Origin of the sequence: Kitasatospora kazusensis, from assembly GCF_039529945.1 — a bacterium.
GTDB lineage: Bacteria > Actinomycetota > Actinomycetes > Streptomycetales > Streptomycetaceae > Kitasatospora > Kitasatospora kazusensis.
In genome coordinates, this window is record NZ_BAAANT010000076.1 from 1 (window position 1) to 14,648 (window position 14,648).

A 14,648-nucleotide genomic window follows, 5' to 3' on the forward strand; every position below is an offset into this window, starting at 1 on the left:
CAACGCCCACCACCCCAGCCCCACCCGCGCCTTCGCACTCACCCGCCTCACCGACGCCGACCTCCTCCACCACACCCCCATCGGCGTCCTGCGCGACATCCAACGCCCCGTCTACGACACCCTGATGGCCGACCAGCTCACCCGGGCCACCACCGAACACGGCCCCGGCAACCTCGCCACCCTCCTCACCGGCAACGACACCTGGACCGTCAACTAGCGTCCGGCCGGGCTGCCCGCCGGATCCGGCGGGCAGCCGAGCGGCCCCGAACTGACTTGCGACGGTCATGGTGCTCCCCTAGGTTGGCGGATCACCTTGCGGCTCGGCCCTTCCGAGCCCGGTACCTGGGGGATTCCGCGCCATGACTGCCAGCCTTGCCGACGACCGAGCCAACGGCGTGAGCCCCGAGCCGGCCGCCACCACCGTGCCGGAACCGGCTGCCACCACCGTGCCGGAACCGGCCGTCACCACCGTGCCCGAGCCTGCCGCCACCACCGTGCCGGAGCCGGCCGCCGCCCCGGTCCGCCCGGCCGGGCCGGTCCCCACGAGCTGGGAGAAGTGGGCCTGGATCGGCTTCGCGCTGGCCATGGCCTACCTGCTGACCTGCGTCGGCCGGCTCGTCTTCACGCTCCAGGAGACGTCCACGCTGGTGAGCATCGTGGACAACCCGGCGCTGGATCCCGACGGTTCGACGGTGGCCAACCTGTCGAGTGTGGAGAGCACGTTCTCCACCGTGCTGATGCTGACCAGCTTCGCCTACCTGGGGGGCTACATCCTCTTCCTCCGCAAGGTCCGCGGCCTGGGGGCGGAGGAGGGCATGGACATGCGTCCGCTCCTCAAGCACTGGAGCTTCCTCGCGTGGCGGCTCTGCGTCCTGGTCTCGCTGGTGGCCACGTTCGCCCGCCCCAGCGCGCACTTCACCGCGCCCGACCAGGCCGGGCTGCACAGCCAGATCCAGAACTACGGCGACCTCAGCTCGCTCCTGCTCGGCGTCCGGATGCTCACGGCGGGTGTCATGGCGTTCGCCATCGTCTCCCTGCGGACCCGGATCCGGGCCGCGCTGCTCGCCCGGACGGCGGTGGCCGGACTCCACCCGGCCCAGCCGTCGCTGCCCGCCCAGCAGGGTTCGCCCGCCTGACGGCTGTCATGACCAAACCCGGAAGTCATAGATGACATCCTGCCCTCCCGCCGGTTACCGTCCTTCGGACACACGTGCGCGCGGAGGGCAGGCCCGTCATGGCAGCGAGTTCCCAGCAGGAGGACGGCAGAGGGGTCTGGTACGGCTTCGCGGCCTACGGCATATGGGGGTTGTTCCCGCTCTTCTGGCCGCTGCTCGAACCGAGCGCCGCCGGGGACATCCTGGCCAACCGGATGGTCTGGTCGCTGGTGGCGGTCGTCCTGATGCTGCTCGTCCGGCGGAACTGGGGCTGGGTCCGGCCGCTGCTCGCCCAGCCCCGGCGGCTGGCGCTGGCCGCCACCGCCGCCGTGGTGGTCTCGCTCAACTGGGGCGTCTACATCTGGGGGGTCAACTCCGGGCACGTGGTCGAGACCAGCCTCGGGTACTTCATCAACCCGCTGGTCACCATCGGCTTCGGCGTCCTGGTGCTGCACGAGCGCCTGCGCGCGCCGCAGTGGGCGGCCGTCGGCATCGGGGCGGCGGCGGTCGTGGTGCTCACCCTCGGGTACGGGCGGCTGCCGTGGATCGCGCTGACCCTGGCCTTCTCGTTCGCCACCTACGGGCTGTTGAAGAAGAAGGTCGGCCTGGGCGGGATCGAGAGCTTCGCCGTGGAGAGCGCGGTGATGTTCCCCTTCGCCGTCGGCTACCTGGTGTACCTCGGGGTCACCGGGCACGGCACCCTGGGCCGGACGGTGGCCGGCTCGTACGGCCCGGGCCACTCCGGACTGCTGGTGCTCAGCGGGCTGATCACGGCCGTCCCGCTGCTCTGCTTCGGCGCGGCCGCGATCCGGGTGCCGCTGACCACGCTCGGGCTGCTGCAGTACCTGGCGCCGGTGTTCCAGTTCCTGATCGGGGTCACCGTCGCCCACGAGGCGATGCCGCCCGCGCGCTGGGCCGGGTTCGCACTGGTCTGGGCGGCGCTCGCGGTGCTCACGTACGACGCCCTCCGCCAGCTCCGGCGGACCCGGCAGGCCAGGCACCTGCGCGAGCCGGCCCCGGCCGTCGCGGGCTGATCCCGGAGCCCGGAGCCCGGAGCCCGGAGCCCGGAGCCCGGGGCCCGGGACGCCGGGGGCCGGAGAACCCCGGTCCCCGGCCGTCCCGGGCCTTCGGGCGGAGCCGCTACGCGGTGATGTCCCGGCTGGTGAAGCGGGACCACGCGGCCGAGCCGAAGACGGCCACGTAGAGCGCCTGGAGGCCGAGGTTGCGCAGCTCGTTGTCCCAGTGCATCGGCTGCCGCAGCAGGTCACTGAAGCTCAGCCACTGGTGGGTGAAGAGGTAGGGCTGGATCGCGTGCAACTGCGGGAAGGTGTCCAGGATCTGCACCAGCAGTACCAGCCCGACGGTGCTGGCCATCGCCGCGATCCCGCTGCCGGTGAGCGTCGAGATGAACAGCCCGATCGCCACCAGCCCGGCCAGCGAGGCCGCGACCACGCCCGCCACCAGCAGCGCCCGCAGCAGGGCCGAGCCCAGACCGATGGTGTCGCCGGAGAGCAGCGTGACGTGTCCCAGCGGGAAGAGCGCGGCGCCCGTGAGCAGTGCGGCCAGCGCCACCGTCAGGGTGGCGGCCAGGCAGAACGCCAGCGCCGCCGTGAACTTCGCCGCGAGCAGCCTGGTCCGCCCGGCCGGGGCGACCAGCAGGTACCGCAGGGTCCCGGTGGCGGCCTCGCCCGCGATGGAGTCCCCGGCCACCACGCCCACCGTCATCGGCAGGAAGACCGGCAGGGAGACGGCCAGCGCGGTGAAGACCAGGAACAGCCCGTTCTGGCTCACCTGGGCGATGAAGGCGGGCCCCTCGCCGGCGCCTCCGGTGTTCACCTTCACCACCACGCCGATCAGCACCGGCAGGGCCGCCAGGATGCCGAGCAGCGAGATCGTCCGCATCCGGCGGAAGGTCAGCGTGAGCTCGCTGCGGAACAGGGCCAGGAAGCCCGCCGCACTCGGCGCCCGCCGCGCCTGTGGCAGCACCGACGTCGCCGCCGCATCGGCCCGGGCCTTCCCGGCCGGGGCCTCCTCGGCTCGCACCACCTCAGCCTGCGACATCGAAACCCTCCCCGGTCAGCGCCACGAAGGCGTCCTCCAGCGTGCCCCGCTCGACCCCGAAGCCGTGCACCCGGACCCCGGCCTCGACCAGGGCGGCGCAGAGCTTCGGCAGTTCGTCGTCCCCGAGTGTGCCGGTGACGCCGTCCACCCGCGCCTGGTCCGTCCGCAGGTCCGTCACCTGCCGGCCGCCCAGCACCTCGGCGGCCAGCGCGACGTCCGGCGTGCGGACCACCAGCCGGCCCTGCGCCCGGGCCGCGAGCTCGGTGACGGTGCCCTGCACCACCAGCCGGCCCTTGGACATCACGGCGGCGTGGGTGCAGACCTGCTCGATCTCGTCGAGCAGGTGCGAGGAGAGGAAGACCGTGGTGCCCTCCGCCGCCACCTCCCGGACCAGGGAGCGGATCTCCCGCATGCCCTGCGGGTCGAGGCCGTTGGTCGGCTCGTCGAGCACCAGCAGCTCGCGCGGTTGCAGCAGCGCCGAGGCCAGCCCGAGCCGCTGCTTCATGCCCAGCGAGTACGCCCGCGCCTTCTTGCCCGCCGCCGCCGTCAGGCCGACCCGCTCCAGCGCCCCGGTGACCCGCAGGGCGCGGGTGCGGGGGTCGGAGGTCGGGTCGGCCGCGTCGAACCGGGCCAGGTTGTCCCGGCCGGAGAGGTACCCGTACAGCGCGGGGCCCTCGATCAGCGCTCCCACCCGGGGCAGCACCGAGCCGATCGACTGCGGCATCGGCGAACCCAGGACCGTCGCCACGCCCGAGGTGGGTGCGATCAGCCCCATCAGCATCCGGATCGTGGTGGTCTTGCCGGAGCCGTTCGGCCCGAGAAAGCCGAACACACTGCCCCGGGGCACCGCCAGGTCCAACCCGTCCACCGCGAGCTGGCCGCCCCGGAAGCGCTTGGTCAGACCGCTGGTGCGGATCACGTCGTCCGGGGCCGCCGGGCCCTGGGGGGGAGCGCCGGTCACTACTTCACCCCGGCGGCGCTCTGCAGCACCGGGAGCGTGACGGCGCCGGCGAAGACCCGGCCGTCGTCGGTGATCAGCACGTTCAGCACCTTGGTGCTGATCAGCGTGCCGCCGGCGACCGGCTTGCCGAGCGACTTGGCGAGGGACTGGACGTCCATCGCGGGCAGGCCCGTGCCGCTGCCGTGCTTGCGGCCCTTGGCCGTCCCGGCGGCGAGGCCGGCCGGCGGCTGGGTGAGCGGCCCCGCGGCGGGCAGCTTCGTGCTGAGCACGCTCGTCCAGCCCTCGCCGACGGTGTTCAGGCCGTCCTGCTGGTGGGGGAGCTCGATGCCCGGCTTCTTGGCCGGCTCCTTCGCCCCTGCGCCGGACTGCGTCACCTGGGCGCCCTTGGGCACCGTGAAGTCGAAGGTCTTGGCGTCCGGCTTCGCGAACGAGACCGAGCTGTAGTGCACGTCGAGCACGGTGCTGCCGCCGGTGGACCTGACCACTACGGCCAGCGGCACGCCGTTGGCCGCGTCCACCGCGATCCGGACCTCGGCGATCGTGGAGCCGGACTGCCGGGGCTTCACGCTCAGCTCGTACGCCTTGCGGCCGGCCACCGAGGCGGTGCCGTCCACCGTGACCGAGGTGGTGGCCGCGCTCTGCGTCAGGAACTGCCGGGCGGCCTCCTGCGGCGTGCTGGGGATGCCCGACAGCGGGGCCTTCTTCTCCGCCGGTGCGGCGCCGTGCGGTGTGGCGCCGTGCTGCGGCGCCGTCAGGTGCACCGCCTGGTTGCTCGCGCTGTCCCAGGCCCAGACCTGGTCGCCGTTGTGGACGACCTCGTACCCGGCGAGCTGGTCGATCAGGCCGATCCGCTGACGGTCCGGACCGTCCACCGCGACCTGAAGGGTGTGCTCGCCGCCCAGCAGCTCCGTCAGCTTGGACTGCGGGTCTGCGCTGCTCCCGCCGCGGCCCTTGCCGCCGACGAGACCCCGGGCGGTGCCCAGCAGCTGCGTCGGCACGCCGAGGTCGGTCGTCAGCTCGACCGTCCCGGACAGGGACTGGACGTCCGAGCCGAGTGCCTTGGCGACCAGCTGCTCCGCCGTCACCGACGGGAGAGCGGGGGCCGAGTCGCTGGCCAGTGCGGGCACCAGCCCGATGCCCGTCGCGGCGAGCGCGACCACCCCGACCGGGACCAGCACCCGGATCGCCGACCTCCGCCCCGACCTGTACGGCGCGTCCTGTTCCACCATGACGTCCAACCCCTCCGTAGGCATCAACTCTCCTGTACTCCATTACAGACGCCGGGCACCGTCCGGTCATCGTCCTGCAGGGCCAGATCGTGTACACCGAGCGGATCACGCGACCCTGAGGCAGCCTCAGGGTCGGTGTACTCCCAAGGGACGAAACCGGTCGCGTATCTTCACCCCATGGATGCAACGGACACGCAGCACCCCGTTCCGACGGCCACCTCGATGCGGCGAGCCCTGCGACGGGCCCGGGACGGCGTGGCGCTCGACCAGGGCGAGGCCGCCGTGCTGCTGCAGGCGCGCGGCGCTGATCTGCGGGAGCTCTGCGCCACGGCCGCGCGGGTCCGCGACGCGGGCCTGGAGGCGGCGGGGCGGCCGGGCACCATCACGTACTCGAAGAGCGTCTTCATCCCGCTCACCAAGCTGTGCCGCGACAAGTGCCACTACTGCACCTTCGTCACCGTGCCGGGCAGGCTCCGCAAGGCCGGGCACGGGATGTACCTCTCGCCCGACGAGGTGCTGGCCATCGCCCGCCAGGGTGCCGCGCTGGGCTGCAAGGAGGCGCTGTTCACCCTGGGCGACCGTCCGGAGGACCGCTGGCCCGAGGCGCGCGAGTGGCTGGACGCGCACGGGTACGACGACACCCTCGCGTACGTCCGGGCGATGTCGATCCGGGTGCTGGAGGAGACCGGCCTGCTGCCGCACCTCAATCCGGGGGTGGTGAGCTGGACGGAGTTCCAGCGGTTGAAGCCGGTCGCGGCGTCGATGGGCATGATGCTGGAGACCACCGCCACCCGGCTCTGGTCCGAGCCCGGCGGCCCGCACTTCGGCTCACCCGACAAGGAACCGGCCGTCCGGCTGCGGGTGTTGGAGGACGCCGGGCGCAGCGCCGTCCCGTTCACCACCGGCGTGCTGATCGGCATCGGCGAGACCTACGAGGAGCGGGCCGACGCGCTGTTCGCGATCCGGCGGGTGTCCCGGCAGTACCACGGCATCCAGGAAGTGATCATCCAGAACTTCCGCGCCAAGCCGGACACCGCGATGCGGGCCAGGCCCGACGCCGAGCTGGAGGAGCTGGCCGCCGTGATCGCGGTGACCCGGCTGGTGCTCGGCCCGTCCGCCCGCATCCAGGCGCCGCCCAACCTGGTCGACTCGGAGTACGAACTGATCATCAGTGCGGGCATCGACGACTGGGGCGGCGTCTCGCCGGTCACGCCGGACCACGTCAACCCCGAGCGCCCCTGGCCGCAGATCGAGGAACTGGCCGAGCGGACGGCCGGGCAGGGCTTCCGGCTGCGCGAGCGCCTCGCCGTCCATCCCGAGTACGTGGTGCACGGAGAGCCCTGGCTCGACCCGCGCATCCTGCCGCACATCGCGGCGCTCGCCGACCCGGCCACCGGGCTGGCCCGTGACGTGCACCCCGTCGGCCTGCCCTGGCAGGAGCCCGAGGACCTGCCCGCCGCCTCGGGCCGCACCGACCTGCACCGCACCGTCGACACCGAGGGCCGCACCGGCGACCGCCGGGCCGACTTCGAGGACGTCTACGGGGACTGGGACTCGCTGCGCGAGCAGGTGGCCGGCACCGCCGCCCCCGAGCGCCTGACCGGCGACGTCCGGGCGGCGCTCGCGGCGGCCGCCGACGACCCGGTGAAGCTGACCGACGACCAGGCCCTCGCGCTCTTCCACGCCGACGGCCCGGCCCTGGACGCGCTCTGCCGGATCGCCGACGACGTCCGGCGCGACACGGTCGGCGACACCGTCACCTACTGCGTCACCCGGAACATCAACTTCACCAACGTCTGCTACACCGGCTGCCGCTTCTGCGCCTTCGCCCAGCGCCGCACCGACGCCGACGCCTACACCCTCTCGCTGGAGCAGGTCGCCGACCGGGCCGCGCAGGCCTGGGACGTCGGCGCGACCGAGGTCTGCATGCAGGGCGGCATCCACCCGGACCTGCCGGGCACCGCGTACTTCGACATCGCGCGGGCGGTGAAGGCCCGGGTGCCCGGCCTGCACGTGCACGCGTTCTCGCCGATGGAGGTCGTCAACGGGGCCACCCGGACCGGGCTCTCGATCCGGGACTGGCTCCAGCAGGCGAAGGAGGCCGGGCTCGACACCATCCCCGGCACGGCGGCGGAGATCCTGGACGACGAGGTCCGCTGGGTGCTCACCAAGGGCAAGCTGCCGGCCGCCACCTGGGTGGAAGTGGTCACCGCCGCGCACGAGTTGGGCATCCGGTCGTCCTCAACCATGATGTACGGCCATGTGGACACCCCCGCGCACTGGCTCGGGCACCTGCGGCTGCTGGCGCAGATCCAGCAACGCACCGGCGGTTTCACCGAGTTCGTCACGCTGCCGTTCATCCACACCAACGCGCCGGTCTACCTGGCGGGCATCGCCCGGCCGGGCCCGACCATGCGGGACAACCGCGCGGTGGTGGCGATGGCCCGGCTGCTGCTGCACACCCACATCCCCAACATCCAGACCAGCTGGGTCAAGCTGGGCGCCGAGGGGGCGGCCGAGATGCTCCGCTCGGGCGCCAACGACCTGGGCGGCACCCTGATGGAGGAGACCATCTCCCGGATGGCCGGCTCGGCCTACGGCAGCTACAAGTCCGTCCGCGACCTCGAAGCCATCGCTGAGGCGGCCGGCCGTCCGCACCGCCAGCGCACCACCACCTACGGCGAGGTCCCGGCGGAGCGCCGCGCCGCGGCGCTGGCCTCCGACGGGCACCTCCCGGAGCTGTTGCCCGTGCTGGAGTGACCGGAGGGTGAACGCCGGGACAACAGTCGGCCGACGGAGCGACGTTCGAGTCCCAGCGGCGGATCGGGTCGGCCGTTCGAATACAGTGCGGGGACGCTCCCAGGCTTCGTGAGCGTGCCCTGCCACCGAGACGAAAGGTGCCGACCCGTGATGCCACTGTGGTCACGCGCGCAGCAGCAGGACTTCCGCAGCCGGGTGCGGGGCTGTCTGCTCGGCGGGGCGATCGGTGACGCGCTCGGCGCCGGGATCGAGTTCGAGTCGCTGGAGCGGATACGCGCCGTGCACGGTCCGCTGGGCGTGACCGGCTACGTGCCCGCGTACGGCCGGCGCGGGGCCGTCACGGACGACACCCAGATGGTGCTGTTCACCGTCGACGGGCTGATCCGGGCGCACATCCGCCGCGACAGCGGCGGCTGGCACCCGCCCACCGACGTCCACCGCGCCTACCTGCGCTGGGCCGCCACACAGGCCGACTGGGGCCCGGACGAGCGGCGCGGCGACCTCGGCTGGCTCGGGGGGCAGGAGTGGCTCTACGCCCAGCGCGCGCCGGGCCAGGCCTGCCTCTCCGGCCTCACCGGGCCGGACGCCGAACGGCTCGGCACCCTGGACGCACCCCGCAATCCGCACTCCAAGGGCTGCGGGACGGTGATGCGCGCCGCGCCGTTCGGCCTGCTGGCGGCCTGGGAGCCGGGGCTGGTGTTCCAGCTGGCCGTCGAGTGCTCGGTGCTGACCCACGGTCATCCGACCGGCTACCTCTCCGCCGGGGCGCTCGCGGTGATCGTCCACTCGGTGGCCCGGGGCGGCACCCTGGAGGAGGGCGTCCACCTGGCGCTGGCCCTGCTCTCCGAACGCCCGTCGCACGAGGAGACCACCGCCGCGCTGCGGGCGGCGCTGGACGCCGTACGGGCGGGGGAGCCGTCCGCCGAGCGGGTCGAGGAACTGGGGGAGGGCTGGGTCGCCGAGGAGGCGCTGGCGATCGGGGTGTACTGCGCGCTGGTCGCCCACGACGTGACCTCCGGCCTGCTGCTGGCGGTCAACCACTCGGGGGACAGCGACTCCACCGGCTCGATCTGCGGGCAGCTGCTGGGCGCCCTGCACGGTGAGACGGCGCTGCCGCCGGTCCTGCTGGCGGAGCTGGAGGGGCGCGGGACGCTGCTGGAGCTGGCCGACGACTTCGTCCTGGAGCTGCTGCACGGGCCCGAGCTGCACGGTGCCGAGCACCCCACGGCCTGGGCCGAGCGCTACCCGGTCTCCCGCTAGGGGCCGCTCCCGGGCCCGTCCGTGAGGGCCGCTGCCGGACCGCCGTCCCGAGCCGCCGTCCCCGGCCGTCCCGGGCTGCCGTCCGGCCGCCGGACGCCGAGGCGCCCGCCACGGCTGGCGCGGCGGGCACCCGATCGGCCGGATGCGTCCGGCCGAGTGCGTCCGGCCGCCGACGCTGCGGCCCGGAACGCTGCGGCCGGGATCGCCGCGACCGGGATCGCCGCGACCGGAGTGGTCCTGCGGGGGAGTGGCTTCAGCCGACGGCGGTTCAGACCTCGCCGAACACACCGGAACCGGCGGCGGCGGCGAAGGCGGCCCAGGCCTCGTTCGAGAAGTGCAGCTGAGGGCCCTCGGGGTCCTTGGAGTCGCGGACGGCGACGGTGGCCGAGCCGGGCACGGCGATCTCGACGCAGGCGCCGTTGCCGCCGCTGTGGGTGCTCTTGCGCCAGGTCAGGTTGGTGGTCATCTCTTGAACCCCTCTGCATAGGTGTGAATCAGCGACCGGCTGTCCGCGACGCTGAGCGCCGCAGCCCGCAAGTGGTCGTAAAGATTGGTATAGCGGCGGACGTCGGCCTCCTTCTCCAGATAGAGGTCGCTCGTCACTCCTTCGAAGTAGACGACCGTCGAATCCGCTGACTCCGGGAACTCCATCAGGGAGAATGTCCCGGTCATGCCGGGGTGGGCGCCGTGTTCGAACGAGATCACCTGCAGGTTGATGTTCGGCCGCTCGCCCAGATCCAGCAGTTGGTAGAGCTGGTCCGCCATCACCGCCGGTCCGCCCACCTGCCGCCGGAGTACCGCCTCGTCTATGACGACCCAGAGGCTGCCGAGCTGGTCCTCGCCGAATATCCGGCTCTGCCGCTTCAGCCGGACGTCCACCCGGCGCTTCACCGCTCCGGCGTCGTAGTCGGGCGAGGTGCCCTCGACGACGGCCTCCGCGTAGGCGCGGGTCTGCAGCAGCCCCGGGACGAAGGACGACTCGTACGCCCGGATCGAGGACGCCTCGGCCTCCAGCCCGATGTAGACGCTGTACGGGATGTCGCCGAACTCGTGCCACCAGCCGCGCTGGCGGGACTCCCGGGCCATCTCCATCAGCCCGGCCCGGACCCGCTCGTCGGCGACCTCGTAGACCTCGCAGAGGTCGCGGACGTCCCGTTGGCTGATGCTGCGCCGGCCGTTCTCCAGTCTGCTGATCTTCGACTGGGAGACCATCAGGCGACCTGCGACCTCTTCGGCCGTCATGCCCTTCAGCTCACGCAGGCGGCGCAGTTCGGCGCCGAGGCGGCGTCTGCGAACTGTCGGATTGATGTTGGCGGACACATCGACCTCCGGCCGGACCTCTGGCGTGCCCAGGAGCGGCGCGCCTCGGAACAGTGTGGAAATTGGTACCAACCCCCCTGACTCGGAGCAGCATGTCATCTCGGCTCGCATCGGCGCCGGGGAATCGCGCCAGCACACTTGAACGGATCATCGGAAAAGCACTCAAAAGGGATCATGCGACTTGCGTCCGGTCCGCCGAACCGATAAAGGGCCACCGCGGTCCGTCCCCCGGGACCGGACCCCGTGCCGCGCCCTCCCGGCCTGCCCGGGGACGGCAACAGGGCGGTCCGTCCCGGCAGACCGCGTGCCGGGCGAACCGCCCTGAGGTGCTCTACAGGTTCAACTACGCACACCGTTCATCGCGACAGGGTCACCTCGCGCCCACCTGAGTGGCCACGCCGCGGCCTCCGGCGACCGTCCTGGCGACCGCGGGGCGGCCGCCTCCGACGGTGCCCGCGCCGGCGGGCCCCTGACGCCCCTGCTGGGCCGGCAGGCCGTTCTGCACGTCCATCACGGCGTGCGCGACCATCCCGCCGAGCGGGTCGTACCGGATCAGGTCGCGCAGCCGTGACCGCGACGACCGTCCCTCGTTCCCCGGGTAGAGGTGCTTGCCCAGGCCCACCGCATGCGCCAGCGCCGCCAGGGCGGCCGTCCGGGGGTCCGGCGGTACGCCGGTCCGGATGGCGGTGTCCAGGCGTTGCTTGATGGCGGCGTTCGTGCAGTCGTCCGACGCCTGGTACCGCGTCGTCGGCAGCACGCCGCACACCTGGCCCGGCACAGCCGTCACCATGCCGCACCTCTCCAGGTGCGCCAGGTACGTCTGACGGAGCCCCAGCCGGGGCCCGCCGATCCAGTGCGCGGCCCGCACCGGGCTGCCACGACGGCGCAGCAGTTCCAGTGCGTGGTCCAGGGTCGGGTCGCCGGTCGGCCGTGGCAGCACCACGGCGATCCGGTCTCCGTCCGGGACGATTCGTCCGGCCAGGGACAGCTCGACGAGCTGTGCCCCGGCGAGTCCGAGGTCGAGGGTCTGCGGCTGCGCCGTGGTACCCGTGGTCGGGTCCAGGGCGAGCAGCAGGAGTTCCTCGGGAATTGTTCGGCGGCTCTTGCCCATCCAAGCCTCCCCGCGTGGATGAATGACAGAGTGACGCCTCTCACAGCGGCTTGTCGAGTACGCCTCCGAATCGTGACCTTGGCCCGACAGGCGGGAACCGCGCCCGGTGGGCCCGGCGTCCCTCCCATGGAGTGGCCGCGGACGGAGCCGGCCGGGAGAATAACGGCCGGTCGGGCGGGGTGCGTAGGCCGGAACGGCTGCCGGTGGCGGAGACTGTAGAGCTACGGGCGCGCGGTGTGAAGCCGGGCCGCACGATTCTGATATTTGGCATGTTGATATTCAGCGGGCCGGTCCGATCAGGGCCGGCCGGGCTCAAGCGGGTCGGCGGCCGGCTGGGCGGACGAGGAGGATGGGTTACGTGGGCGAGTCCCCCGACACTGTGCGACGCGACGGGGAAGCAGAGGCGGTGAAGCCCGGCGCACCGGCCGGGAAGGCTGCCGCCGGAGAGGGCGGCGGCGGTTCGACCGTGACGCTGCGGGTCCGCGATGTGGACAGCCACACCACCATGCTCCGGATGCCGGTGGACAACGCGACCACCATGCTGCGGATGCCGGCCGAGGCCGGGGAGGAGACCGAGGGGAAGGCCGAGGAGGAGGCCGACGACGAGTCGGCTGCCCCCGCCGGACCCGAGGTGACCAGCGAGGACGGCGAGCCCGCCGCGGCCGGTGCCGAGACGGAGCCGGCGGCGGCGTCGACCCCCGCGCCCGCTGCGGAGCCTGCCGGCGAGGCCGGTGAGAAGTCCGCCGCGGAGACCGCCGCAGCCGATCCGCGTCTCGCGATGCGGGACGGCCAGGAGTCGGCCGGTGCCACTCTGAAGATCTCGCTGACCGCCCTCGCGGCGAAGAAGCGGACGGCGGAGGAGCCCGCCGCTGGGGCGCCCGCTGTCGAGGAGCCTGCTGCCGAGGCACCCGTGGAGGAGAAGCCTTCGGAGGAGGAGCCCGCTGCCGGGAAGCCGGTGGCGAAGACGCTCGCCGCCGAGAAGCCCGGGATCGAGAAGCCGGTGACCGACAAGCCGGTGACCGAGAAGCCCGCCGACGACGAGTCGGCGGCAGGTACGGTCCCGGAGCCGCCCGACGAGCCCGAGCCCGAGCCGGAGCCCGCTCCCCTTCCGGAGCCGGAGCCCGTTCCGACCCCCGAGCCGGCCCCGGCCCCGAAGCCCCGGCCTCTCCCGGAGCCGCTCCCGGCGCCCGAGCCGCTGCCCGTCCCCGACCCGGCCCCCGTGCCGCGGCCGGCCCCGCTGCCTCTCCCCGAGCCGCTCCCGGCGCCCGCGCCGATGCCCGCGCCCGAGACCACCTCCGAGGCGATGGAGGTGCTCGCCGCGCTCAGCGCCCGGCCGGTCTCGCCGTTCCGCCGGGGGCTCAAGCGGGTCACCATCTGGACCGCGTTCCTCGGTTTCCTCCTCGGCATCGTGGTGGTGGCCCAGCTGCTGCGCCCGCTGCCCGGCCCCAAGGCCAAGCTCTCGCTGCCCGCTTCGTTCACCTTCACCGGTGACGCGCTGAACCTGCCCTGGCCCGCCAAGGGCCAGGCCGCCGCCGAGGTGGTCGGGGTGGGCACGCTCGGCGGTTCGGGCGCGGAGACACCCGCGCCGATCGCGAGTGTCACCAAGGTGATGAACGCGCTGCTGATCCTCCAGGACCACCCGCTCAAGAAGGGGGAGAGCGGCCCGAAGCTCACCGTGGACAAGCAGGCCGCCCAGGAGTCCAGCGACGCCGACCAGTCCCGGGTCACCCTCACCGAGGGCCAGCAGCTCACCCAGTACGAGGCGCTGGAGATGCTGATGCTGCCGTCGGCCAACAACGTCGCCCGGCTGCTCGCCCGCTGGGACGCCGGTACCGAGGACGCCTTCGTCAAGAAGATGAACGACCAGGCGGCCAAGCTCGGCATGGGCAACACCACCTACGCCGACCCGGCCGGCTACAACAACGACACCAAGAGCACCGCCAAGGACCAGCTCAAGCTGGCCGAACTGGTGATGCAGAACGAGGTGTTCCGGCAGGTCGTGGCCACCCCCGACACCAACTTCAACAACCAGCGGATCTACAACACCAACTACCTGCTCTCCCCGAAGAACGGGGTCATCGGGGTCAAGACCGGCTCCAGCACCCCGGCCGGTTCCTGCCTGATGTGGGCGGCGGTCAAGGACATCGGCGGCGTCCAGCGGATGATCCTCGGGGTGACCCTGGGCCAGCCCCCGACCACCACCGACAACATCCTCAAGGCGGCCCAGACCGTCAGCCAGAAGATCATCACGGCCGCACAGACCGGCCTGACCGGCCAGACGCTGGCCAAGCAGGGCGACACCGTCGGGTACGTCGACGACGGCCTCGGCGGCCGCGTCCCGGTCGTCGCCGCCAAGGACATCACGGTGGCCGGCTGGTCCGGCGTCACCGCCAAGGTCACCCTGGACACGGTGAAGCTCGGCCACGCCGTCAAGGCGGGCACCCAGGTGGGGACCGTCACGGCCGGTGAGGGCGACGGGAAGACCCAGGTCCCCGTCACCCTCAAGAGCGACCTCGCGCCGCCGTCGATCATGTCGCGCCTGCTGCGCCTGCTCTGACCGTCCGCCACCCGTCGCCGCTCGTCCGCCACCCGTCCGGTCCGCTGCCGGACACCGAGGAGCTCCCCGCCCATTGCCGGGCGGGGAGCTCCTCGGTCTCTCGGCACCACCCGAACGGGTGAGGCGGTGAGCGGACTACTTCTTGCCGGTGAGCTTCTGGATGCGGGCGTTGATGCCCCAGCCGGTGACGCGGAAGAGGGCTTCGACGAGGATGTTGCGGCTCATCTTGGAGGCG

General features: G+C 72.7%; 11 protein-coding genes and 2 pseudogenes. 6 read left to right on the plus strand and 7 right to left on the minus strand.

Features of this window, described 5'->3' with window-relative positions; translation table 11 throughout:
• The 3 genes and pseudogenes from ABD330_RS31175 to rarD all read left to right on the plus strand — a co-directional run.
• A pseudogene (locus ABD330_RS31175) lies at positions 1-217 on the plus strand (2-oxoacid:ferredoxin oxidoreductase subunit beta); the annotation flags it as partial.
• A 142-nt stretch (positions 218-359) separates the two neighbouring features.
• Entirely contained in the window at positions 360-1,136 is a 777-nt protein-coding gene (locus tag ABD330_RS31180) for a hypothetical protein (protein WP_344469670.1), read from the plus strand.
• Positions 1,137-1,234: 98 nt separating this feature from the next.
• On the plus strand, positions 1,235-2,188 hold the full coding sequence (gene rarD / locus ABD330_RS31185; RefSeq protein ID WP_344469671.1) for an EamA family transporter RarD: 954 nt from the start codon (positions 1,235-1,237) through the stop codon (positions 2,186-2,188).
• A gap of 106 nt (positions 2,189-2,294) precedes the next feature.
• On the opposite strand, the gene ABD330_RS31190 is transcribed toward rarD, so the two are convergent.
• Genes ABD330_RS31190 through ABD330_RS31200 form a run of 3 tightly spaced genes read right to left on the minus strand, consistent with a single transcriptional unit; the run spans position 2,295 to position 5,429 of the window.
• A complete protein-coding gene (locus ABD330_RS31190) occupies positions 2,295-3,215 on the minus strand; it encodes an ABC transporter permease (protein WP_344469672.1) in 921 nt (306 codons plus the stop codon).
• Positions 3,202-4,176, minus strand: coding sequence for an ABC transporter ATP-binding protein (locus tag ABD330_RS31195; protein WP_344469673.1), 975 nt, complete (start codon positions 4,174-4,176; stop codon positions 3,202-3,204). Before ABD330_RS31195 ends, ABD330_RS31190 begins: the two co-directional genes overlap by 14 nt.
• Positions 4,176-5,429: a LolA family protein gene (locus ABD330_RS31200; RefSeq protein WP_344469674.1), complete on the minus strand. Its 1,254-nt coding sequence runs from the start codon at positions 5,427-5,429 to the stop codon at positions 4,176-4,178. The genes ABD330_RS31195 and ABD330_RS31200 overlap by 1 nt, the downstream gene beginning before the upstream one ends.
• A gap of 153 nt (positions 5,430-5,582) precedes the next feature.
• Here ABD330_RS31200 and ABD330_RS31205 point away from each other — a divergent pair, with 153 nt between their 5' ends.
• Positions 5,583-8,165, plus strand: a complete 2,583-nt coding sequence (locus ABD330_RS31205) for a bifunctional FO biosynthesis protein CofGH (protein ID WP_344469675.1) — start codon at positions 5,583-5,585, stop codon at positions 8,163-8,165.
• A gap of 150 nt (positions 8,166-8,315) precedes the next feature.
• Entirely contained in the window at positions 8,316-9,425 is a 1,110-nt protein-coding gene (locus ABD330_RS31210) for an ADP-ribosylglycohydrolase family protein (protein ID WP_344469676.1), read from the plus strand.
• Positions 9,426-9,693: 268 nt separating this feature from the next.
• Here ABD330_RS31210 and ABD330_RS31215 read toward each other — a convergent pair whose 3' ends face one another.
• The 3 genes from ABD330_RS31215 to ABD330_RS31225 form a co-directional block, all read right to left on the minus strand.
• Positions 9,694-9,891, minus strand: coding sequence for a DUF397 domain-containing protein (locus ABD330_RS31215; protein ID WP_344469677.1), 198 nt, complete (start codon positions 9,889-9,891; stop codon positions 9,694-9,696).
• Entirely contained in the window at positions 9,888-10,745 is an 858-nt protein-coding gene (locus tag ABD330_RS31220) for a helix-turn-helix domain-containing protein (protein WP_344469678.1), read from the minus strand. The genes ABD330_RS31215 and ABD330_RS31220 overlap by 4 nt, the downstream gene beginning before the upstream one ends.
• Positions 10,746-11,115: 370 nt before the next feature.
• The gene (locus ABD330_RS31225; protein WP_344469679.1) at positions 11,116-11,856 is read right to left on the minus strand and encodes a GOLPH3/VPS74 family protein; all 741 of its coding nucleotides are present in this window, start codon (positions 11,854-11,856) and stop codon (positions 11,116-11,118) included.
• 406 nt (positions 11,857-12,262) lie between these two features.
• Between ABD330_RS31225 and ABD330_RS31230 the strand changes: the two genes are divergently transcribed.
• The gene (locus ABD330_RS31230) at positions 12,263-14,413 is read left to right on the plus strand and encodes a D-alanyl-D-alanine carboxypeptidase (protein ID WP_344469680.1); all 2,151 of its coding nucleotides are present in this window, start codon (positions 12,263-12,265) and stop codon (positions 14,411-14,413) included.
• Between the two features lie 135 nt (positions 14,414-14,548).
• Here ABD330_RS31230 and ABD330_RS31235 read toward each other — a convergent pair.
• Positions 14,549-14,648 (minus strand): annotated as a pseudogene (locus ABD330_RS31235) (dolichol-phosphate mannosyltransferase); the annotation flags it as partial.